This window comes from Leptothoe sp. EHU-05/26/07-4, assembly GCF_043421015.1.
In the GTDB taxonomy this organism is placed as follows: domain Bacteria; phylum Cyanobacteriota; class Cyanobacteriia; order Phormidesmidales; family Phormidesmidaceae; genus Leptothoe; species Leptothoe turfae.
The window spans coordinates 578,029-601,256 of the sequence record NZ_JAXSQV010000002.1 but is presented as its reverse complement, the minus strand read 5'-3'; the positions used below and the strand labels follow the sequence as shown (position 1 = coordinate 601,256).

At 44.3% G+C, this 23,228-nt stretch carries 18 protein-coding genes and 2 pseudogenes; 11 read left to right on the top strand and 9 right to left on the bottom strand.

Annotated elements, in window-relative coordinates:
- Positions 1–47: 47 nt before the first annotated feature.
- Both katG and U2F10_RS04360 read left to right on the top strand, forming a co-directional pair.
- Entirely contained in the window at positions 48–2,285 is a 2,238-nt protein-coding gene (gene katG / locus U2F10_RS04365) for a catalase/peroxidase HPI (RefSeq protein ID WP_499870971.1), read from the top strand.
- A gap of 199 nt (positions 2,286–2,484) precedes the next feature.
- Positions 2,485–3,045 carry a redoxin family protein gene (locus tag U2F10_RS04360; RefSeq protein WP_163664342.1) on the top strand — a complete coding sequence of 187 codons (561 nt, stop codon included), beginning with the start codon at positions 2,485–2,487 and terminating at the stop codon, positions 3,043–3,045.
- 120 nt (positions 3,046–3,165) lie between these two features.
- On the opposite strand, the gene yddG is transcribed toward U2F10_RS04360, so the two are convergent.
- The 4 genes from yddG to U2F10_RS04340 all read right to left on the bottom strand — a co-directional run bounded on the left by yddG (position 3,166) and on the right by U2F10_RS04340 (position 6,328).
- Positions 3,166–4,065 carry an aromatic amino acid exporter YddG gene (gene yddG / locus U2F10_RS04355; RefSeq protein ID WP_499870969.1) on the bottom strand — a complete coding sequence of 300 codons (900 nt, stop codon included), beginning with the start codon at positions 4,063–4,065 and terminating at the stop codon, positions 3,166–3,168.
- 68 nt (positions 4,066–4,133) lie between these two features.
- On the bottom strand, positions 4,134–4,889 hold the full coding sequence (locus U2F10_RS04350; protein WP_499870967.1) for an AraC family transcriptional regulator: 756 nt from the start codon (positions 4,887–4,889) through the stop codon (positions 4,134–4,136).
- Between the two features lie 36 nt (positions 4,890–4,925).
- A complete protein-coding gene (locus U2F10_RS04345) occupies positions 4,926–5,807 on the bottom strand; it encodes a DMT family transporter (protein ID WP_163664346.1) in 882 nt (293 codons plus the stop codon).
- Positions 5,804–6,328, bottom strand: coding sequence for a MarR family winged helix-turn-helix transcriptional regulator (locus tag U2F10_RS04340; RefSeq protein WP_499865942.1), 525 nt, complete (start codon positions 6,326–6,328; stop codon positions 5,804–5,806). Before U2F10_RS04340 ends, U2F10_RS04345 begins: the two co-directional genes overlap by 4 nt.
- Positions 6,329–6,479: 151 nt before the next feature.
- Between U2F10_RS04340 and U2F10_RS04335 the strand changes: the two genes are divergently transcribed.
- Positions 6,480–7,037, top strand: a complete 558-nt coding sequence (locus U2F10_RS04335; RefSeq protein WP_163701912.1) for a TerD family protein — start codon at positions 6,480–6,482, stop codon at positions 7,035–7,037.
- 276 nt (positions 7,038–7,313) lie between these two features.
- Here U2F10_RS04335 and U2F10_RS04330 read toward each other — a convergent pair whose 3' ends face one another.
- Positions 7,314–7,898 carry a DJ-1/PfpI family protein gene (locus tag U2F10_RS04330; RefSeq protein ID WP_163664353.1) on the bottom strand — a complete coding sequence of 195 codons (585 nt, stop codon included), beginning with the start codon at positions 7,896–7,898 and terminating at the stop codon, positions 7,314–7,316.
- Positions 7,899–9,032: 1,134 nt separating this feature from the next.
- On the opposite strand from U2F10_RS04330, the gene U2F10_RS04325 reads away from it, so the two are divergent.
- The 6 genes from U2F10_RS04325 (at position 9,033) to U2F10_RS04300 (ending at position 16,738) form a co-directional block, all read left to right on the top strand.
- Entirely contained in the window at positions 9,033–9,899 is an 867-nt protein-coding gene (locus tag U2F10_RS04325) for a hypothetical protein (protein ID WP_499870965.1), read from the top strand.
- A 155-nt stretch (positions 9,900–10,054) separates the two neighbouring features.
- Positions 10,055–11,869 carry a trypsin-like peptidase domain-containing protein gene (locus U2F10_RS04320; RefSeq protein ID WP_499870963.1) on the top strand — a complete coding sequence of 605 codons (1,815 nt, stop codon included), beginning with the start codon at positions 10,055–10,057 and terminating at the stop codon, positions 11,867–11,869.
- Between the two features lie 61 nt (positions 11,870–11,930).
- Positions 11,931–13,547, top strand: coding sequence for a protein kinase domain-containing protein (locus tag U2F10_RS04315; RefSeq protein ID WP_499870961.1), 1,617 nt, complete (start codon positions 11,931–11,933; stop codon positions 13,545–13,547).
- A gap of 294 nt (positions 13,548–13,841) precedes the next feature.
- Positions 13,842–14,609, top strand: coding sequence for a GUN4 domain-containing protein (locus U2F10_RS04310; RefSeq protein WP_499870960.1), 768 nt, complete (start codon positions 13,842–13,844; stop codon positions 14,607–14,609).
- A gap of 60 nt (positions 14,610–14,669) precedes the next feature.
- The gene (locus U2F10_RS04305) at positions 14,670–15,902 is read left to right on the top strand and encodes a COP23 domain-containing protein (protein WP_499870958.1); all 1,233 of its coding nucleotides are present in this window, start codon (positions 14,670–14,672) and stop codon (positions 15,900–15,902) included.
- Positions 15,903–15,997: 95 nt separating this feature from the next.
- Positions 15,998–16,738 carry a TIR domain-containing protein gene (locus tag U2F10_RS04300; RefSeq protein WP_499870956.1) on the top strand — a complete coding sequence of 247 codons (741 nt, stop codon included), beginning with the start codon at positions 15,998–16,000 and terminating at the stop codon, positions 16,736–16,738.
- Positions 16,739–17,093: 355 nt separating this feature from the next.
- Here the strand turns inward: U2F10_RS04300 and U2F10_RS04295 are convergent.
- The 3 genes and pseudogenes from U2F10_RS04295 to U2F10_RS04285 form a co-directional block, all read right to left on the bottom strand.
- Positions 17,094–17,918: pseudogene (locus tag U2F10_RS04295) on the bottom strand (IS701 family transposase); the annotation flags it as partial.
- 95 nt (positions 17,919–18,013) lie between these two features.
- On the bottom strand, positions 18,014–19,519 hold the full coding sequence (locus U2F10_RS04290) for an IS5 family transposase (protein WP_499870955.1): 1,506 nt from the start codon (positions 19,517–19,519) through the stop codon (positions 18,014–18,016).
- Between the two features lie 131 nt (positions 19,520–19,650).
- Positions 19,651–19,830: pseudogene (locus U2F10_RS04285) on the bottom strand (IS701 family transposase); the annotation flags it as partial.
- 187 nt (positions 19,831–20,017) lie between these two features.
- Here U2F10_RS04285 and tnpC point away from each other — a divergent pair.
- Both tnpC and U2F10_RS04275 read left to right on the top strand, forming a co-directional pair.
- The gene (gene tnpC, locus U2F10_RS04280; protein ID WP_499870953.1) at positions 20,018–21,508 is read left to right on the top strand and encodes an IS66 family transposase; all 1,491 of its coding nucleotides are present in this window, start codon (positions 20,018–20,020) and stop codon (positions 21,506–21,508) included.
- 403 nt (positions 21,509–21,911) lie between these two features.
- Complete coding sequence (locus U2F10_RS04275; RefSeq protein WP_499870951.1) at positions 21,912–22,052, top strand: hypothetical protein; 141 nt, start codon at positions 21,912–21,914, stop codon at positions 22,050–22,052.
- 282 nt (positions 22,053–22,334) lie between these two features.
- On the opposite strand, the gene U2F10_RS04270 is transcribed toward U2F10_RS04275, so the two are convergent.
- Positions 22,335–23,195 carry an alpha/beta fold hydrolase gene (locus U2F10_RS04270; RefSeq protein WP_499870949.1) on the bottom strand — a complete coding sequence of 287 codons (861 nt, stop codon included), beginning with the start codon at positions 23,193–23,195 and terminating at the stop codon, positions 22,335–22,337.
- Between the last annotated feature and the right edge of the window lie 33 nt (positions 23,196–23,228).

Here is a 23,228-nt window from a genome sequence, read left to right as displayed (position 1 = left end):
TGACGCGGCGTAAAGAAGTTTTCACTACACACTCTTTAGGAGACACTATGACCGACTTAAGCAGTAGCATGACCAGTCAGCCAAGTAGCAGTAAAGGAGGATGCCCATTTACTGGTGCGACCCAGAAGTTTACCGCTGGCACTGGAACCTCTAACCAAGATTGGTGGCCAAATCAGTTGAACCTGAAGATTCTCCACCAGCATTCTCCCCAGTCGAATCCCATGGGTGAGGTCTTTAACTACGCTGAAGCGTTTAAAAGTCTTGATTTAAATGCCGTTAAGAGAGATATTTTCGATCTGATGAGAACATCTCAGGATTGGTGGCCAGCAGACTACGGTCACTATGGACCATTCTTTATCCGGATGTCCTGGCACAGTGCTGGTACCTACCGCATCAGCGACGGACGTGGTGGCGGTGGCACTGGCAACCAGCGGTTCGCGCCCGTTAACAGCTGGCCTGATAATGGCAACCTTGATAAGGCTCGCCGGTTGCTTTGGCCTATTAAGCAGAAATATGGCAGGAAAATCTCCTGGGCCGATCTGATGATCCTTGCTGGTAACTGTGCCCTGGAGTCAATGGGGTTCAAAACCTTTGGCTTTGCCGGTGGACGTGAAGATATTTGGGAGCCTGAGGAAGACATTTATTGGGGCTCTGAGTCTGAGTGGCTTGGCGACAAGCGCTACACCGGTGACCGCGAACTTGAAAATCCGCTGGGTGCGGTTCAAATGGGTCTTATCTATGTGAATCCGGAGGGTCCCAATGGCCGTCCTGACCCAATCGCTTCAGGCCGAGACATTCGCGAGACCTTTGGTCGGATGGCGATGAATGATGAGGAGACTGTTGCCCTCGTTGCCGGTGGACACACCTTTGGTAAATGTCACGGTGCTGGCGATGCAGCATTGGTAGGCCCTGAACCCGAGGCGTCTCGTATTGAAGAGCAAGGGTTGGGCTGGAAGAACAGCTTTGGTAGCGGTGTCGGTGTTCATGCGATCACCAGCGGCATTGAAGGGGCATGGACCACTAACCCGGTGAAATGGGATAACAACTACTTTGAGAACTTATTTGGTTATGAGTGGGAGCTAACAAAAAGTCCTGCTGGTGCCCACCAGTGGGTTCCCAAAGGAGGTGTTGCTGACGATGCGGTACCCGATGCCCACGATCCATCGAAGCGTCATGCTCCCATCATGACCACAGCGGACATGGCCATGAGAATGGACCCCATTTATGGGGCGATTTCACGACGTTTCCTTGAGCACCCAGACCAGTTTGCTGATGCGTTTGCCCGTGCATGGTTTAAGCTGACACACCGCGATATGGGTCCCCGCGTACGTTACCTCGGCCCTGAGGTTCCTGCAGAAGAGCTGATCTGGCAAGATCCGGTTCCGGCAGTCACCCATGAACTGATTGATGGGCAGGATATTGCAGTCCTTAAGGAACAGATTCTTGGTTCTAGTCTCTCCACCTCTGAATTGATTTCAACGGCCTGGGCATCGGCCTCCACATTCCGGGGATCTGATATGCGTGGCGGAGCGAATGGAGCCCGCATTCGTCTTGCACCGCAAAAGGATTGGGACGTGAATCAGCCGGGACAATTAGCCACTGTGCTACAGACGCTGGAGGCCATCCAACGAACCTTCAACACGTCTCAGGTTGGTGGGAAAAGAGTTTCGCTGGCTGACGTGATTGTTCTGGGTGGATGTGTAGCTGTTGAGCAAGCGGCGAAAAATGCTGGTTGGTACGATGTTAAGGTTCCCTTCACGCCTGGGCGCACCGATGCATCAGAGGCGCAAACTGATGTGGAATCATTTGCTGTCCTTGAACCCATGGCGGACGGGTTTCGCAACTACGTTAAAGGCAAGTACACCATACCTGTAGAGAAACTGCTGGTGGATCGGGCTCAGTTACTGACGCTGAGTGCGCCTGAGATGACGGTTCTTATTGGTGGCATGCGTGTTTTGAATGCAAACGTTGGCCAGACCCAACACGGTGTGTTTACTAACCGGCCAGAGACATTGACCAATGATTTCTTCGTAAATCTGCTCGATCTTGATACAACGTGGAAGGCAACCTCTGAAGCGGAAGATGTATTTGAAGGGCGCGATCGCAAAACGGGCGAACTTAAGTGGACCGGCACCCGTGTCGACTTGATCTTTGGTTCAAACTCTCAGCTGCGTGCACTTGCTGAAGTTTACGGCTGTGAAGATTCACAACAACAGTTTGTGCAAGACTTTGTGGCAGCCTGGAATAAAGTGATGAACCTCGATCGCTTTGATCTTCTCAATTAATCTCAGTAAATAGGCCTTCAAGGGAGGCTGAGCGTAGCCTCACCCGAGCATCGGGTGAGGCTATATAAACCTTTAGAAATCTTGAACGCAGATGGATGTATTTGCTGTTGGTCTCAGGGTAGTGTCTCTACTCAACAATTTCATAGGTCAGGAGGGGATAACTGACTCCACTGTTGCCTGCAAGTAAGGAGTTAGTAAAGTGGTATTTAATCATAGGGGCCAGCGTGTTCCCCAAGTTGCCTTTTGGATGTTTGCTGACGGGGGATGGTACAAGACTTCGACGGCAGATCTCTTCAATAACAAAATCGTAGTGGCGTTTGCGGTGTCAGGAGCCTTTATCTATCCTTATGCTTCTATTCAGCTATTAGGCTACAACGAATACTCCAAGGTATTTCGAAGAAACGGTGTGGATGAGATCTTTTGCATTTCAGTCAATGATCCGTTTTCACTGGCAACCTGGGCTGAACAAGAGGGAGCCGATCAGGTCAGCTTTATCCCCGACGTAAATGGCGACTTTACTCGCGAGATGAGGATGATGGTAAATCTTTCCAGTCAAGGAATGGGTTACCGCTCTTGGCGTTATTCCATGCTAGTGAGAGACAGTGTGATTGAAAAAATATTCATTGAACGGGCCCCGATTGAAACAATTCCGGTGATTTCTAATGCTGAAACAATGTTGAACTACATTAACCCAGAGGCTGAAACGCCTGAGCAAACAGCTGTACTGATGCAAATGTGGCGGACGATGCTTTCTGACTAAAAAAAGGGTGAATACAGGTAATGACATCGCATGACATCATGCGGTTCTTGGTTAGGATGAATATATCCTGGTGGTGTCAAGGAATAGACAGCAGGGGTTAGGGAGTAGGGTAGGGTCGATTCAATGCGATTGAAAATCGTTTGCTGGTTTAAAGAAATCCATAATGGCCAAAAATGCGCCACCTACAATTAGTAGACAGGCTAGCCAGACCGACCAGGTTGCTTCAGCCAACCCGCAGACGATCAATAGAATGGTCGATAACAAAGGAGCTGTGTAAGAAAGCGCGCCTAACACCTTAATATCACCATGTTTAACACCGTAGTCCCAGGTGAAAAAGGCCAGACCGACGGGACCCAATCCCAAACATAGAATCGCAATCCACTGCCAGCCTGTGGGTAAGATGGTTGGCTCAAACATAAAATGACAGAGCCAGGCCAAAATTGCCGTCGCCCCACAAAATCCGCCCACGGCATTGGTTGGAATATTGCCAAACCGCCGTGACAATAACGAATAGCTTGACCAGGTCAACGCGCAGACAAGTGCGGCCAAATAGCCTGTAGTATAGCGAGGGTCAAAGCTTAAGGATTGCCCTTTGGTGATTAGCAAACCAGCACCGATGAAACCTGCGATCGCACCTCCCACATGAAACCATTTCAGCCGCTCCCCCGGTAATAGTGCTGAAACAAACACAATCAACAATGGCCACAAATAGGCAATCAAACTCGCTTCAACAGCAGGTGCATTTTGCAATGCCATAAAGTAGAAAAAGTGATAGCCAAATAGCCCGGCAATACCCAGAGCCCACACTGCTTTGGGCAGTTTTAGATGATCCAGCGGATTGCCTCCACCTCGTATCCAGGTGGCAACCCCAATGAAAAAGGCAACCGTAAATGACATTGCCGTCAGTTGAAACGGCGGGATCTGCCCACTAAGTTTGGTCAATACGGCCAGAGTGGCCCACATTAAAATAGCTGTAAACCCAATAGTGGTAGTTTTTTTTCGACTCACACTCGATTGCACCGCAGCAGCTCCCTAATGGTTACGCTGCCCATCATAGAAGCGTAGCCAATGGCTAACTTATCCAGATTTCAGGAATAAGTTAGCTGGATTTCGGATCCGGTGCGATAACGCTTTGGTGAGACACCTTCTAGCTGTTGAAACAAACGCGTGAGGGATGACGCCTGCTCAAAACCGACCTGTTGCGCAATTTGATAGATTGGTAAATCAGTATGCAGGAGTAGATTCTTTGCTTTTTTAAGCCGTAGGTCTTGAATATACACCTTAGGAGATTTTCCCGTTTTTGCCTTAAACCATTCGCTGTAATAGGAAAAGCTATACCCCTCAATCTGGGCTAAGTAAGCCACATCCAGATGACAATGGTAGTGTTGGTGAATATAATTCAGGGAACGAGAGCCGAACGATTGAGCCAGCAAGCTACTGATATAGTGCAACAGATGCAATAACGAGCCAGCTGGAGACGAGTTCTCCCCTAATTCACCCTGTTTATCAAGTTCAGCTAACAAGAGTAAACGAAGAGCATGCCACCGCTCTTCAAAATCAGCTCGAATACCCTGGGATATTTCATGTCTGGCCAGATCTGCCACAAGATGAGCAGGAATATCGAGCACTAGAAACTCGTTTGTATCTTGGGCATAGAAATAGTGTGAACATCCAGAAGGTACAAAAAAGACAGACGACTCATCCAGCTCAAATTGATGTACCTGGGTTTTGATAAACAGGCTACCGGTAAGCGGCACAATTAACTGAGCAAAGGGATGATCATGGGTACAGCCCTTGGCAGCATAGGTTCGCTTTTCACCAATAATTGTCTGTAGCATGGACATAGCCTTAGGAACCCCACACTTACAATACTATCTCGCTTAGGTCACTTGCAGCTTGTTAGCCCAATAGGACGATGCGACAACTAGCAACCCACCAATTCCTTGGGCTAAGCTCGGTTGCTCGCCAATCATCACAATGGCACTGGCTACACCAAAAACAGGAATTAAAGCAAGATAAAATGCCGCATGGCTAGCAGGCACATGCCGCAATGCAGTGAGGTATAGCAAAAATGCTAAGGCATATTGCATAATTCCTGAACCAATTGCTAGCAACCAAAACTGTGGTGAAATATTGGCTGCACTGATCCCATAGCTGGGATTAAGCAGAGATAACGCCCCAAAACATAGCACCGTTGTCATCAAACCGATGGTCTGCTGCGATGTGGTGAGCTGTAAAGGATTTGCTGTTTGGATCTGTCGCTTACTTAAAAGAGCATAAAATACTGCAAAAAGTGTGCCCAGGAGTACGAGTAAATCGCCCCTGAGAGACGCATGGTCAATACTTTGAACATCTTTCAATATCAGTAAAGACACGCCGCCAAAACTAATGCTAGCCAAGAGTATTTTTCCTAATGTCAGTTTTTCACCTAAGAAAACGGCTGCTAACAAAATGGTTAGAATCACCTCAGTTGAACCAATTAATGTGGCATTGCTGGCAGTTGTCATCTTGACACCAAAAATACCAACCATATAGGCCAAAGCCGGTTCAAAGATACCGGCCACACCTTGCTTAAGTTGTTGCCAGGACAAGGGAACCTGATGCTCTGTCAGATAACAGACCGTAAAAAGAAAAAGAACACTGGACAGTAATTGAATAATCAGCAGTGTGGTTGCTGAAATTTCTGAAAGGGCAATTTTTGTCAGGGTTACCCCGACTCCCCAGCAAAAGGCATAGCTGAGGGCAATAATAATATTGTTCATGGGTTGTTCAGCAACTGGCAATATTTTTGTTCCACAGGGCAACTATCAGCTGGACACACGTCTTCTTCACAAAGACGACAAATTGCAAAACTTCGTAGCTCGCCAGTAGTCATCGCTGTCAGCATCTTTTCCAGCAACTTTGTTAGCTGTTGGCGTTCATCCAGACTCAGAGGCTCTACAGCCAGGTTCAACTGTTGTCGACGCTCGGTTAAAATTGCTCGCCGCCGACCTTGCCCTGCCTCCGTAAGAAATAGGGCAAGGGTGCGACCATCTGTCCCAGGTCGACGTTCCACTAACGCTTGGGAAGCCAAACGATCGATCAAGCGCACGGTACCTGGATGGGAAAGACTGAGAATTTGACTGAGGGTATTGATCGAAAGACCAGGGTTAGCACCCAATGTTACCAAGGCAGCAGGGGCTTCACCGCCATATCCAGCGTTGACTTTAACCACTGCATTTAAGGCATCACCAAGGCTGAGAGCCAACGCACCTAGAAGGTTTAGGGTTCTTTCATTATCCATAGAGCACATTCATCAGCCTATATTTATTTTATATGTATGCATTATGCATATATTTTTGAAAAATGAAATTGGTTCCCATGGTTTGCCATGGCTATCCTAAACTGCCCTTGATGTTTAATACTGTTTAGTTAGCGTCTGCATTACTCGCATTATGATCTCCGATTCTGCACCTCAACGTCTACCCAAGTATGTCTCTCAGCTCCGCTGTGGTCTCGGTTGGGATGCTCAAGCTGAAGCAGAACTAGATTTAGATATGGCAGTCTTAGCCCTCACTGCTGACGGTAAACTGGCCGCTGGAAAAGAAGGCGTCATCTATGCAGGACATCCGCATCACCCATCTGGCGCTATTCAATTACTCAATGACAATATTACGGGAGCAGGCGAGGGCGATGACGAACAGCTTTTAATTCGTCTACAGGTTGTGCCTGCTGAAATTAAAAAGTTATTGTTTGTTGTCAATATTGACTGTGGGGAAGAGCAACAACAGGACTTTAGCCAAACTGAGAATGCATTTTGGCGCATCTTGGATAATGCTAATCAGCAGGTTTTACTCCGTTCCGCATTGTCTAACCCTCAGTGGCAAGGTATTACGACACTGTTTATTGCCACATTGGAACGTATAGAGACTCAATGGCAACTAGCTTCTTGTCTTGAGGCCAGTCCATTAAATAATCTCAATGAACTGCTTTATGGGTATCTGCCAGCCTAAACTTTTGTGTCTAAGACCAGGCAGGGAGTCCCTATCAGCTTAGTTATGCCTGCATTCTCTTTTTTCAAAAAACTGACCTGAACGCTCCCAGCGACTGCATTCTTGTAGCGTCTCAGTAAAGTTAATTTTAATCAGGGAGTGCATTTCTGACCCTAGGGTCTCTGTTGACAGTTCCTGGTTTGATATGTATGCATGGTGTGTGCCTATTGGATTTGATTGTACCCTAGCTATCCATCCGTCTCAAAAGCCTTCCAAAAGCGTTCTGACCGCTTAGTATCATTCAGGCTTTGTCCAGTCAAAATCCATTTGTTTGGCTGTTTTTTGAGCCAAGGCTTGCCCACAAAATTTACTCACTAAATATAAGCTCATATCAATACCTGCCGAGATACCAGCTGACGTCACAACCTTGCCAGTATCAATCCAGCGGATATCTTCTTGCACATCAAGATTAGGATACTGTTGGCGCAGATCGGCGATATCTTCCCAGTGGGTTGTCACAGACTCTGTAGTAATCACCTGAGCTGTAGCGAGTAGGAAAGCTCCAGTACAAACAGATGCTGTTAGTTTAGCGGTTTTGGATTGCTGAGCAATCCAGCTAATGACCGGAGGCTTGAGCATTTCTTCGGTATGCACACCTCCAACAATAATTGGCACATCAATTGGAGGATGATTATGAAATCCATACTCAGGAAGCACTTTATAGCCACCCCGAGCAGTAACAATTTCCCCCGTTTGGCTCACTAAAAATGTCGTGAAAGGTGTGCTGCCAGGACAAATTCTAGAGGCCGTGCAGAATACTTCAAAAGGACCAGAAAAATCTAGAACCTCTGCCTGGTCATAGATGTAAATTCCTATATTCATCATAAAACCCTAGAATTTGCTGCTAAACCACCCTTCTAATGTGTGGTGCTCTTACTCTAAGAAATTCACAGAGCAGTGCCAAAAGATAGTATGAATCGCTTTCATGCAAATTATCGATACTTCAAGCACAGCAAACTCTATGCCCAAGGATTACAGCGATAAAGCATAGAATTTGGTATCAACAGTTATTATAGGAAAGTTCTATGGTAACGCTTTACGCACAATATTGGAGAAGCCGTTTTTTCATACAAGCGATGAGCTGCCAGGAGTTTGACCGTCGTTTCAAGAAAAACCTTGCGTATTAATGCTGGAGCGACACCACGTGAGCAATGTTTGCAGCAGAGCCCCAGCAACACCGTGCTGTGCTCCTCAATATGAACTAACAATATACTCTTACACAGTGGTATGTGTTTAGCGTCTGAACCCCCATGAATTCGTTCTTTTTAGCCTTTCAGAAGGCCAAAATTGGTCAAATCTGGGATAGCAGTTTTTTGAAACCCTTGATAATCGAGGCTTGAACACGCTAAACACGTACACACAGTGCAGGCAGCATTTCTCTGAAACAACCTACTTGTTCAGGTTATCTAAAAATGGATGTTGTAAAATCCTTATTCCAAAGAGATCACCCAATATGCTTACCACACGCAAATTTAACTGCTATTATTCTCTAGCTAAACTTAGGATTTCTCTAAATGTATTACAATCTGGCCTTCTTTTCAGAGACTGTAACACTCCTGTAATATTTCTGTAGCACCCATTATTGCTTTAAAAAATTGAATAGACTTCATTTATATGATTGAAAATTAATTTATATGCACTATCAAGCAAGTAACTCCTGAAAAATCATGTAAATCGTGTGCTCAAAAAGTAAATTCTAAAGTCAGTCACATAAATTGGAAACGAAAGTTAACAAGCTATCTCAGTAAACATTAAAAAAGCAAAGTTCGGAGAAAAAGCTCTTGAGATTCAAAGTCGAGTTTGGCATACTTAAACATATACATTTTTGCAAATTGCAAGGAACACGTATCTTCATGGGATTATGTATTATTGAGCACTACTTTTAGGGAGTTTTATAGCTTCTATTACTAGAAGTACTGGAAAGCCTCGAAAGTTGTAGCGTAGATTAGCTGATTGATGTGGTCAGAGCGCAAGAAACAGAATCTTATGGAGAAAATGGCTGCTTGTGAAAAGCGGCTTCAAGATCTTGTGGAAGATTACAAGATTTTATCGGCTCAAATTGCTACAGAGTCAAATTTGAGAACTAAAAAGCAGAGAAAACGTGAGCTTGAGATTGTCAATGAGGAAATGCTAGAGGTTGAGCAGGAGTATAAAAGGTTTGAAGTAGAGTATCTACATTTGAATAGCTCGATTAAAAAGTTCTCTAGAGAACCAAAAGACAGTTACCGCAAACACACAGGAAGTAGTCCTCCTACCCCTAAGTCAACTGCTAAGCAGAAACCTCCTAATCCTCCTACAGTAAGCTACAGAGGCCCTACTGATTCCTTCTCACATGGGGACAAGAATTTTGAGACAAGCAAAGTCGGCAAGTATTTTATACCTCTTAGCATGTCATTTCTTTTGATCTTTATGTGGAGTTGCTTCGCAATTTCTGGAAAATCCTTAAGCATTGAGGTCAACAATACTATGATAGTCGAGGAGTTAGCAGGCAAGCTTGCTCAACGAGGATTAATAGGAGGAGTATTGAGTGGCTTTTTTCTCTCTCTAGGTAATTTTTTCTTTAAATCAAGTCTTTCTCGAAAAAAGATTAGTTATCGCAAACATTTGAAAGGTATCCTTGTTTATTGCACTGTAGGTGCTTTTATTGGATATTTTTCTTGGTTGGTAGCTGAAGCTAGCGTTCAGGATCCTGCTATCAGAAGCAGTTACGCAAGTGGAGCAATATGGGGAGCATTACTTTGTACATTTTTTAGCCTTTTTGTATTATGGAAATCTTTCTTAGCCAAAGAGCCTTTTTCCACAGGAGATTCTGGTCATTTTTGAGGAGATCTTAAAATTATTTGTATTATGAAGCTACCTATATTCTGAAAATATTATAGTAGGTGATTCTCACTTCTGTTGTATTTCAATTTGGATTTCAGAATACTACTTGTTGAAATTTCTTTTAAGTACTTGTCAGTTGAGTTAGCCGCAAAACCATGCTTTTTCAAAAACCAGGTCAAACAATAATAATGTTGAGTAGTATTTTATCTAAGAGTTTATTGCGTTCAACCTCTTTCTTACCAACACTTGCTGTATCTGCTGTATTTGCTCAATTTCCAGCTTTAGCTCAAACAAATTTGACTAATGAACAATTAACTCAAATAGCGGAACCTGCTGTTGTACGTGTAGTGGATGGGTGTTTTGGAACATACCGCTATTGGGATCCTGAAGGGGACATCACAAATTTCTTAATCCACGATGTAGCTTCTGTAAGTGTAGGCTCTGGCTTTTTTGTAAATCCAAATGGCTACATCGCCACAAATGCTCATGTAGTACAACACGCAGATGATAATTATGAAGGTTGTGAAGAGAGTTTGTTTGAAGAGTTCCTGTTGGAGTTTGAAAATCGACTTGGTTTTGAAAAGGGGAGCTATTCTGACAACGAAGAATCTAGAAAGTTTGTCAAAAAGCACTCTAAGCTTGAAAACTTTGAGTCTGTCAGCCGCATTATTCTGCCAAATGGGAAAGAGTTTGACTTTGAGATTAAGTCATTTGGTACACCTATAGATGAAGATTCTCAAATTCGAGGTAAAGATGTTGCTGTCATTAAGATTGAGGTTCAAAAGGCACCTACCTTGAAGCTTGCTAGTTCCGGCTTACCTAAGACAGCATCAAATGTTTTGATGCTTGGCTATCCTTCCGAAGCTGAAGTTGATTTCCTAGATTCGGAATCATCGCTCCAGATGTCAACTATTGCCGGAAGTGTATCTGCTGTTAAAACAACTGAAGACGGCGTCAAAGTTATCCAAATTAGTAACACTGTATCTGCTGGCATATCTGGAGGACCAGTTCTTGATACTTCAGGAGAAGTCATCGGATTAATTTCATTCGGTAACCAGGATTTGTTTGGAAGTACAAACATTCCAAATGCTATACCTACATCTACTCTAAATGAATTTATCGGGGCTGCAGATGGCATAGAAAATGAATCCAGTCAAGTGGATACTCTATATCGACAGGGACTTGAATCTTTTTGGGTTGGAGAGTTTGAAAAAGCCAAATTAAAGTTTGAGAATGTTGAAGCTCTGTTTGAATATCATTCAGAAGTTGATGATCTAATTAGTGAAGCAAACTTAGCTATTTTTGATGATGGAGGCAACCCAGATAGGTCAGCATTTTCTTTACCACCTTGGCTATGGGCACTAATTGGAGGAGGCTCGGCTTTAGGTGTTGCTGGGCTCGGTATCATCGTAGGGAGAAGGCAGTTTTCTCAGGAACCTGGACCACAGATCGACTCACCCTCACAAATATATCCCCCCCAAGAATCTACTAGAGTTCACACATCTCCCACTACTGTTTTCAGACCAGACAACTCGATTAGAGTTAATGGTCAGGCAGATACTGTGGCAGGCAATGGCACTCAGTCATCCCCCACATCATGGCTTGAGTTAGAGTTCAATGGCAAAATCCATAGGCTATATCTTTCTAGTGATCAGCACAGGTTAGGTCGAGACACCTCTTGGGCTGATTTAGAGGTTCCTAATTCTTGGAGTGTTGTATCTGGGCGACACGCTATTCTCCATAGGGAAGGGATGAACTATCGCATATTTGATGGGGATGGTCAAGGTAACACGAGTAGCAATGGTCTCAAAGACTCAACTGGAGAGCTTGTCGATACGTCAACAGGTTATTTGTTAGAACATGGCATACAACTAACGGTTGGCAACGTAGCTAATGATTCAGTCAGCATTACTTTCTTTAATCCTGCTGCTGCTAAACCAAAATATGATCCGACTCGAGTTGCCCAATAGGTTGTCACACAATTTGAGAAATATGCTGATGACAATGAGAAAATAAGCAACTTTGATATTTATGGGATCTCTTTTTGACGCTTTACGACAACCTACTCAAGTTGTTACTGGCCTTGGTAAAACAGGTCTAAAGCAAGGTGCGTTATTGAGAGAGCGATATAGAGTGATTCAAACCTTGAGCCAGGCAGGTGGATGGGGTGAAACCTATATTGCTAGGGATCTAGATAGACCCGGTGTGCCAAGATGCGTGATCAAGATCCTTAAGCCTGCCACTAAGGAGCCGTCCTCTTTAGCGATCGCTGAAGAACTATTTCAGCGAGAAGCTGAAACGTTAGAAGGATTAGGACAACACCCACAAATTCCTAGACTGCTTGCCTATTTCCAATTCAATGGAAATTTTTATCTAGTCCAGGAATTTGTGGATGGGTTCCCTATTAACAGTGAGCTTCTTCCATCTCTTCAATGGTCCGACAGCAAAGTCATTACACTATTGCTAGAAGTATTGAACATTTTGACATTTGTTCATAATCGAGAAGTTATTCACAGAGATATCAAACCTAGCAATCTAATGCGACGACGTCATGATGGCAGAATTGTATTGATTGATTTTGGCGCAGTTAAGAAAGTTAGTGAACTAAATAGTATCACGCCCTCACAGGTTGAACCACTCACTGTCTCTATTGGAACAACTGGGTACATGCCTTTGGAACAGTTTGCAGGTAGACCTCGTATGAATAGCGACATCTACGCTCTTGGTATAGTCTGCATTCAGGCATTAACAGGTATAGAACCAACACAATTAGCAAGAGACAGTAATGATGAAATTCTTTGGCAAGAACATACTCAAGCAAGTAATTCTTTGATTCATATCATTGATAGAATGATTCGCTCTCAATCGCGGGAACGATATCAATCTACCGAAGAAGTCCTACAGGCTATTGAAGATTGCTTTCCAGAAAAAGTCGCAGACTATCAATCTCTCAACCAAGACGAAGCTACGGTGTCCGTTGATGACCTTTTCCGAGACGACGACGATCGCATTTTAAGAAAGTATTCTCGGAAAAAATCATTGAAACTTTCCGTCCTGAGTTTAGGGCTGTTAATACTTTTTATTCCTTTCAGCTTAATAGGAATAACTCGCCTACAAGTGTTAGGTTACAGCCTTATTTCAGGCTACTTTAATGAATATGCTGAACTATATACTTACCTTGAATCAGAAAACTGGGAGCTTGCCGATCAAAAAACATTTGACTTGATACTTAAGTTAACTGGGGAAAGATCAAAACAACAAGGCAGATTAGCTCTTGATGAATGGCAACAAGCACTTGAGAACTCAAGTTATTGTAAACATATACACTCTATAGATCGTCTTTGGGCACTAGCAAGTAATGATCACTTAGGTTTCAAAGCTCAGCGTGAAGCATTCATTATGTCTGGTTACAATTACCCCACTTTTTACAAGCGTATTAAATGGTTAGCTGATAATCAAGATCAGTGGTTAGTTGATTGGGATTACTCTAATGGCAAAACTACTTATCTGGAAAATAAAAAGCCAGATTTTAGAAATGCTACATCTATTGAAGGCCACTTACCTGCTCGCATGGAATGGGAGACTGAGACCGAAGAGGGAAAATCACAGGATAGAAGAATTCAGATGATTAATTCCTGCGATATATAAGTTAAAAGAGGATTAACTGTCCAAATTAACTTAATTTATTTTTACTATTTATCCCACGATTTTTTGCAATATTTGCTGTATAAAGGAAACCTTAAAAGAATGATTAATCTGACAAGTCAGAGAATGTGTTGGGTATATGTTTGAAGGGTTTCAATAGTGAATGACCCTCAACTATTGGGTTAAGTTTTCGACTAGGCTTGCAAAGTTTGATTTTTTTATTTCAATATCAAAAGTACGTTAGCGATCTCAGTCGAAAAGATTTCAAGTAGCTTGTATGTCTTTGGAGTAATACGCATGAGATTCTTGTTAGAGAGATTTACACTTGTTTGTCTAATTTACGCCAGTATCTCCTTTGCTGGAGTTGCCATTTCTGGCAAAGCCTTAGCAGAGCCAACTGGAACTGAAAATGTGGATATGCCGGGAACTTCAGACGAACCAATACCTGATTCGTCAGATATCAATGATAATTCTGTTCAACTAGAAGAAGACCCGGCATCTTCTCAAAATAACCAAGACAATGTTGGAGAAGATACGCTATCAGATACTTCTTCCGAAGTAACTTCATCACCAGCAGATATTACTCCTCTTCGCCAGTTTCTTGACTCAGGTGAATGGGAAGCTGCAGATCAAGAAACTTTTAGAATCCTTTTATCTGTAGTTGGTGAAGATTCTCGATCTCAAGGACGTTTCAATCTTGATGAGTGGGAAAATTTCATTAGCGATCAAGAGCATTGTTCTATTGTCCGAAAAATTGACGGCCTTTGGAATAGCTCGAGTGATGGAACGCTTGGATTTAGTGCTCAAAGACGCATGTTCCAGGAGTCTGATCAAAGTTTTCTTGACTTCTACAGGCGAATTAAATGGCTTACTGAGAATGCGGATGCATGGTTAGTTTCCTGGAAGTACACTGATGATGAAGCCACATATATCCAAAAGCCTGATTTTGAAAATGCACCCTCTATTGAAGGGCACTTGCCTGCGCTCATGGAATGGGAGATTGCACCTGGAGATGAACAAGCTCAGGATCGAAGGTTCGAAATGATTAATTTCTGCAATATATAAAGTGTTGATATGGGTGCACGCGCTAATCATCACACTCCACATTTAAGTTTGAGGGGAAATATGAAAACCTTTTTTCTAGTTTCAGCCACTTTAATATCTTCTTTCCATGTATCAACAAGTTTTGCCGAAGCATTTTCTGTTGAAGTAAATGCTCAACAGAATTCAAGCCTATTTACAGATAAAGCCCTTTCGGAGTCTAAATATTCAACTCCAAATAGTGTAGAAATTCAACCTGAAGTTAGTGTACTTCCTACAAAGCCAGCTTTATCTGAAGCAAAGTCAACTGCTCCAAAGTTTGTCAATGGTACGAAAGCTTTAGGAATACCTTCAGAAAATGTCGTTGGTCCCAGCCCAGGAGCTGATCTGCCCACCACAATTTCAGATGATACAGATGGTTCATTGCAGGTTGGAGTAGGTCCAAGTCCAGGGAATGTGCTTTCCTTACCAGTAGAAGATTCTGATGCCGACAGTTCGACTACTAACCCTGTTGTCGATGATCTCCAGCCAAAAGAAGATACTTCTCAACAAGCGCCAATCGCTTTCAGGCCAGGAGTTAATACTGAACTTCTATCTATTAATAGTGACGAAGATACAGTAACTCCTGCTGATGTTGGTCCTAGTCCTGGAGACACTAGCGTAATAGCCCAGGCTGAAAACAATGATGCATCAAGCGATGTATCTGAGACTTCGCCAACTACACCTGTAGCGAACTTACCTTCTGAAAATGTAAGTCAGCCAATTCTAGACAGGGCATCCGTCACTGGCTTGCCAACCTCAACTGCTGCTAGCCTGACAAGCTCTCAGCCTACGCTCATCCCAGAAAACTTTCAAGCTAATCCAGTCGAAGAAATTACTTTGCTAGATTTAGAAAAACTTGCTTATAAACTGGAGCTAGAGGATGTTGACTTTTTATGTCAGACCAAGAATGGGTCACCAGCAACTATAGCAAAGCTTAAGGATGAAGATGAGCTGCTTGTAGTACTTTGGGATTCTGATTTTTTTGCTGACTCTGGCTATGATTCTGAAACACGTTGCGACCAAGTATCAGCACGTTTTGAAGAGTTTTTCCAAGAAGACTTATTGGTATACATTACCAATGGAGAACTCAATAACCAACCTGTTATTTGTGTTACTGATAATGAGAATGGTGACTGTGGAGAAGGAATTCCCCTTCATAAAGGGCTTTTATTTACACTCAAGCCAAATGAAGATAGCAAGGAAAAGCTAGATCAATTGGTTTCTATTTTGAAATTACCAGAAGTTCCTGAAGAGCAAAAACCTTTAAAGGAGTAACCTGGTAATTGTTGATGTTTTTTAATAACATCGGCTGTTTTGTGTCAAGCTTCATAGTCATTCGTAATCTTAAGATAGCTCTTTTTTAGCCAGCTATGTTACCCCAGTATTCTATATTCATATCCTACCGTCGAAGTGATAGTAGTGATATCGTTGGTCGAATTTACGACAAACTGACCTCTCACTATGGGCAAGATTCTGTCTTTAAGGACATTGATTCTATTCCTTACGGGGTGGACTATAGGGAACATATTCGTCATTGGGTCAATCAATGCCAAGTCATGCTCGTGATTATTGGTCTAGATTGGCTAGAGACAACAACTGTCGAGGGGCAACGGCGGTTAGATAATCCAAAAGACTGGGTCAGATTAGAGATAGAGATGGCACTGGAACGTGGCATACCTATCATTCCCTTACTAGTCAATAATGCTAGGCTTCATGCTTCAAGTGCTCTTCCTCAATCCTTACAGAAACTGTCTTATTACAACAATGCTAAAGCAAGAAACGATCCAGACTTTCATCGTGATTTAGAGAAACTCATTCAAGACTTAGACATAAAATTAAGTTTTGATGTTCAACAAACTATCAACGTAAAACCTAAGCTTGAAAAAATCAGAATTAATCAGAAAGGAAGAGAAGTTAGCAGATTTTCTATAATCAAAATTGATGAGCTGAAGAAACGTCGTTCAGCCTTATTTGAAGATTATAAAGCTCTTTCTGAGCAATTAAGTTATACTAATAATTCAGTAGAGAAAAGTAAATTAGATCGGCAAAAGAATTCCTTGGAACAAGAAATTGAAGAAATAGAGGATGAGTTAAATGCTCTCCAGGAATAAATGACTTTAGTGCAGTGTTAAAGCTAAGAATTGGGACTAATAAAAGTGTTGCCGTGGCAAGAAGCGTGGTTGTCAATGTAAATTTTAGAAGCAGTGCAGAACACTTCAAAAGCTTCTGAGAAGTCGAGTACTTTTGTTTGATCGACGAAGATATTAAGTACGGATAGACATCACTCCCTTACGAGCTACGACGCTTGCGCTTAAATAATCACCCTATTCCCCCATCACTCATCCCTCCATCGACAGCCCCAACCTGGGTCTTTATTTTTGTGCAATCCCCTAAGCCGAGGGTTAAACTAGGAAGTGCACTTAAAACCTATCAGCTGACAATTAGCAGCCTTGACTCTATTAGGACTTACGCAGCAGCGAACTGAATATCAGGGTTTCTGAGTTGTTGAACCAGATAATTGTCAAGCAACCCACGTTTGAGCTGGTAAAGTGTCTGACCTGTTTGGATCGCTAATTGATTGAGCCTGACCCAGACCAACAGCGCACACCCAATGTGGTTGCGCTGAATTCTGGCAAGCCGACACTGACAGTGTTCCAAGCCCGTGGTCTGTTTTCCCTCTCGGTGTAACTGCTCAATGCGCCAACGGTAGCTACACGCTTCTTGTGTCGCCGCTGTTGACTCTTGAGTCCAATCGTTGGTGACGATATAGTCCGTGCGGTGGGTAGACGCCTCAACCCGGAACAGTCTCACCTTATGGTCTTTGGGAAATCCTCTAAGCTTAATGACTTTACCTGTGGATAGTTCGGTCTCGTTCCAGTTCAAACTGTCTACACGTTCATAAGAACCTTGTCCTCCTGAATCATCTACTTTGCGATTTGACTTGAGTGGGCAGTAATAGACTTTATCAAGCGATTCGATGAGTAACAACAACGCCTTGGCCGCATACCAACTGTCCATCAGGACGGCATGAAAAGGTAATTGCTTGTGATACACGAGATTTATTAGCATCTCGCTAACATGGTCAAGTTTACTCTTGCCATCGCCATCGGGGTCATAGATTCGGTAATCAATCAACCAGAACTGATCGGTGTTGGGATTGACATAGATGCAGCTGACCACACCGATGCCTTTAATCACTTGTTTGGCATTACCACTGTATTGTCGACGCACCAAATCAATCGAGAACGAATGCCGTTTGTCGAGAACCGTGTCGTCAAAGAGCACATAGCCATAGATAGGGTTTGCTGAAAAACTCAATAAAAATCTCAGTGGTTATCCAGCAGCCCAAACGCGATCAGCATTGCCTTGCTGATTATCGATGGGTTTCAGCCCATCATCGCTGAACATTGCTGCAAAGGGGCGTACATTTGCCTGATAGCCACGTAGTAACGTAGTAACCGTATCAATCCCCTCAATAACAAGACAATAAAACGGCGTAGCCGTTTCTCCAAGTTCATGACCAAGCAGGTAATGGCAATCATGGTTTCGGCCGTTTGGGCGAGTTTAGCCATGACGCGTCCCAGGCTAAATCGTCGTTTGGCCTGACCAAACTTGCCTTCGACGGCGACTCGAACACTCTCATCCTCTTGGGCTTGTTGTCGAAGCCATGCTTGTTGGATTTCATCAAGCGACGGTCGGCCTAAGGGCGGACCACTCAGACGGATGCCATGCCGTTTACACCACCTCAAGTTATCGCGTGTCCGATAAATCTGGTCAGCATGCACTGACTCAGGATAGTGTCCGGTACGAACTCGAAAGCGGTCTATCTGAGCAATCAAGTCTTCGGATTCGTTGAAGTTATTCCAACTGAGACGGTCGAGAAACACATAACCGGCTACACAACTCATGGCGAATTTGGCTCCAAATTCGACGGGCGTCCCCGCTTTACCGCGCACAATGGGACGTACATGGGGCTGTGAAATACTCACAATGCGGTCATCAATCCGTCGCTGCTTGTGGTGGTACATGTGCTGTTGTTGACGAAACACCTCATGACTCACCAATAGGGTCTTGTACTCCTGTGGATTCAGCGCCGCGAGCGTTGCGCCTGCCTCGATTAGCCGGTCGATGTGGCCCAGGTTTCGTCGCACATAGTTGAGCTGTTGGCGGAGGCCTTTGCGGATCAATTTGCGGGGCTTTTTGCGCCGTTTCACAATCCTGAGGTAGTCTCTGCGAGCAGTGTGTCGATACGTTCGGGGCTTCTTGGGTAGACAGCCTGCCACTTGTTGATACAACTCATCGATTAGCCGTTCACTATGCTCTCTAGCTTGGTTGAGCAAATCGAGGTCGGTCGGATAGTGAATATCGGCAGGCGCGCAACTGGCATCCACAATCAATTGACCTTGATTGCCACTCGATGGCGGGTCGGGTGGGTCTGAGTCATCATCACTCTCGGATGCACTCTCCTGAGGTGAGGGCGGAGATGGGTCCATGCCTGCTTGAACCACCGACTCATTCACCGCTAACACCAGGTCCAAACCGATTCGTTTTCGAAAATGGACCAGCATTGACGCATCAAACGGAGCCTGGCCACTGTACTCATGAAGCCCGAGAAAATATTGCAGATAGGGGTTCTCTCGTATCTGGTCAATCGTCTCTCGGTCACTGACACCCAATTTTTCTTTGATAATCAATGCGCCCAACGCTATCCGAAATCCCTTCGCGGGGGCTCCCATATCCTCGCTAAACTGGCTCGCATAGGTCGATTCAAACTCCTCCCATGGGATCATCTTGGCCAGTTTCACCCAACGATTCTCCGGCGATAATTTACCCCCAAACGGTAGATAAAAATCTTGGAACGATAGCTGGTCGGGTGAAGATTGTCGGTACATTTCCCTGAGTAGGTGCAAGGGTTTTGAGCATTTTAACCACTTTTTCGTGCACTTAAGCACATCTCAATAGAATGAAACCCTTGCTGAGTATGGAGGCTGGACTTCGACAGCAAACCCTAGATATCTGCCTCGACTTGCGATTGTGTGTTCTCCCAGACCAATCGAGGGGTAATGCGTTCTCGTTTTAAGTATCGATTAATGGTGTCATGGGTCCAGGCTTCGCTATGGTCAGCAAAATTGGTCAGCGTATAGTTGACTTGGCTGATCAGGAGATATTGGCAGTCATCAAGTCGGCTGAACGGTTTCCTCATGCCCTTGATCTTATCGATTTCCCCTGCATTAAGCTATGACTAACTTCCTTTTTCTGATCTGCTTTGCGTAAGTCCTATTAAGTATAAAAAGTTCGACAAGTGCTAAAAATTAAAGTCATCGTAACCGTCCCAGGAAAATAAAGAAATCTTAGGGTCCGTCGTACGTGAGCTTCGCTAAGTTGGTGGCATGAGTGAAGAGATCGAAATTGCTGGAGTCAAGGTACCAAGAGCGGACTGGGAGGCAACCCCAGCAAGTATCCGTGCATTGGTGCTGGTTCTTAGCGAGCGCTTGAAGCAACAAGATGAGCGTTTAAGCCAGTTAGAAGAACGATTGAATCAGACCTCACAAAACTCATCAAAACCCCCTTCGAGTGATGGATTCAGCAAGCCTTCAGACGGTAAAAAGAAATATAAAAAGCGGTCTCCACTAGGCCAACCAAGATCGTCACCCCGTCAGGCTCGTAAACTCAAACCCAGCGACGAGTGTGACCAGGTGCATGACGTGATGCCGTCGACGTGTGCAGACTGCGGTGCACCGTTGAGTGGTCACGATAGTCATCCCCACCGTCATCAAGAAATCGAACTACCGCCGATGGAGCCAATGGTGATTGAATATCGCCTGCATCAACTCAGTTGCGGTGTCTGTGGTCAGGTTACCCGAGCGGCTTTACCGCCAGGGGTATCGCCCTTGGGCTATGGGGAACGATTAAGTGCAATCGTGATGCTGTTGAGTGGCCCGTATCGTCACAGCTATCGTCAAGTGTGCGCGCTCATGGCGGACCTGTTTAGCGTTCGTCTCTCTCGTGGGAGTGTCGGTCGCTTGCGCAATGAAATGAGCGACGCCCTCAGCGTACCCGTGGCCGCTGCCAAGGACTATGTTCACACCCAGCCAGTGCTCCATAGTGATGAAACCAGTTTTCCTCAAGGGAATCGGGATGGTCGAAATCCCAAGCAGACGAAAGGATGGTTATGGGTGTTGGTGACACCCCTAGTGAGCTTTTTTGAGGTTGTTCTGAGTCGGTCTCAGAAGACCGCAAAAGGTCTGATTGGTGAATCCTATGAAGGTATCGTGGCCTCTGACCACTACAGTGCCTATAACTGGATTGCGTTAGACCATCGGCAAGTGTGTTGGGCTCATCTCAAACGAGACTTAACAGCAATGACAGAGCGTATGGGTGTTTCTCACGAGATTGGGAAAGCGTTGCTGCGTCGCCAGCGTCGGCTGTTTCGGTGGTGGCATCAACTGAAAAATAACACGTTGTCCCGTGAGCAGTTTATCCGTCAAGTCACCCAGCTACGGCAAGGATTCAAAACGACGTTAGAAGAGGCTGCTTCACTACCGATTGACCCTCATGAAAAATCTCCGTTGGCGAAGACCGTCAGAACCTGTCGTCGGTTGCTCAAGGTCGAACCTGCGTTATGGACCTTCGTTGCCATCGGAAATGTTGAACCCACCAATAATGCGGCTGAAAGAGCCTTGCGGCCAGCGGTGATTTGGCGGAAAACCAGTTTTGGTTCTCAAGCTCAACACGGTAGTCAGTTTGTTGCACGCTTGTTGACCGTCACTGCCTCGCTCAAGGCTCAGGGCAGAGATATGCTTGATTTCCTCGCTCATGCCTGCTTGGCTGCACGAACTGGAAAAGAGCCTCCTTCGTTGATTCCACAAGATCAACGCTAGGGACGGTTACAAGTCATCTAAGTTTAACTGTTATTCGTATCCATAACTGACAACCAATTGTGTTCTTATCTAGCTTTATGCATATGTGAGATTTTCGCGTATGGGATTGCCATTGAAAAGCAACTGCTTTTTATTTGTTGTGCTCTACCTAAAAAAGAATATTTAAAACAACACTTAAACGCCTTTTTCGGAGGCGTTTAAGTGTGTCAACGCCCTCTTTCTTTAGCCTGTCCAGCAAGAAAGATCTATCGATTAAGTTCTTCTCACCTTAGATTTCAAAAACAATTTTTCCATGGTTTCTGGAATCCAAACAACATAACTGGAAGTAATCTTCTGCGTGGCTCTTTAAGGACCTAAACACATCTAAAGTGTTACTAATCCTGGCGGCGATGGCTTTGAATTGGTGAGCAATGGGGCCGGTCAGTTTCAAGTGCTTGACCAGGCAAATGTTACCGCAAGGAATGTTGGCACCTTTAACCCCAACGATATTGACACCAATGCGGCCTTTGTAGAAGGTACGGCAGGAGTTGCTCCTTGCCCCTGATGGCTGTGAGGCATAGTCACACAAGATAAACTGCGTCCAGATCCACAGTTTTTCCTTAAGCTAAAAATCCGGGTTTCAAATTGGACGTGGTTTAGCCACAAATCAGTTTTTTCTACTCTTTTTGAATGCCGCCTTTCGCTCTATTTAATGGAAAAATATAGCTTCTCGAAGTGCTTCAATAATGTTTTGCTGTTGTATTTGCTCTAAATACTCAATAGCCCTTATTACAATCTGAAAATCGCTATATCTTCATCCGAAGTGTTCGTAACAAATACAAAGTTCTCATTCACTTAGGAGCGCTTTGGCGATCGATTCAATCTGATTCACCACCACTGAGATATGTCCTTCATTTGGATACATTACTAGCTTAGTCGTCGGGAGAGTCGCAGCAATCTGCTTTACCAGATCAAGTGGAACGTTCCTATCCTCTTCACCATAGAACAATGTTAGCGGCATCCGAATTTCATCTAAACTAAAGTCCCACTTCCTGAAGTAAAGCTGAAGATCCCAGGCAGTTCCTCGTGTTCCTGAACGAAGTCCCTCATTCAAAGTTTCACAGCTTTGCTTTATTTGGCCTGGCGATTTTATCACCGCATAATCTGCTGCTGGAAGTCTTTTTTTTAAGGTTTTTAATAGTTTGTCTGGAGGGGCATTAAGCGATCGCTGTGTTAATCTCATTGAGACTTGATAGAGCCAGGGAAAATACTTGATTAAAAACAAATCCCAACGCTTGTATTTCAGTAAATCCGCAGCGGTAAATTCCCATGCGCCTGAGACGATAACGGCTGAATATAATCGATGAGGAATCTTTGCAGCACAGGCAGCAGTATAACCTCCTCCCGACGAAACACCCAACACTGAAAATTTATCTAGCCCCAAAGTATCGGCAAGAAATATAACGTCCTTAGTCCAATCAGAAAATCCGCGATTCGGTTGAAAGTTTGACTGCCCTATGCCCGGTCGGTCTGGCGCAATCAGTCGTAGGCCTAATCGAATAAATACTTCATCGCCTAACAACAACGGCTCTAAACGAGAAGCTCCGCCACCATGAAAGTAAAGAACGGGATGCCCGTTAGGGTTGCCGTACTCTGCATAGGCTAATCGCCGGTTGTCAGGTAGAGTTAGCAAATTTGTTGTCTTCATCGTGACTTTTTTCAATTGGGTGCTAAGTTTAGT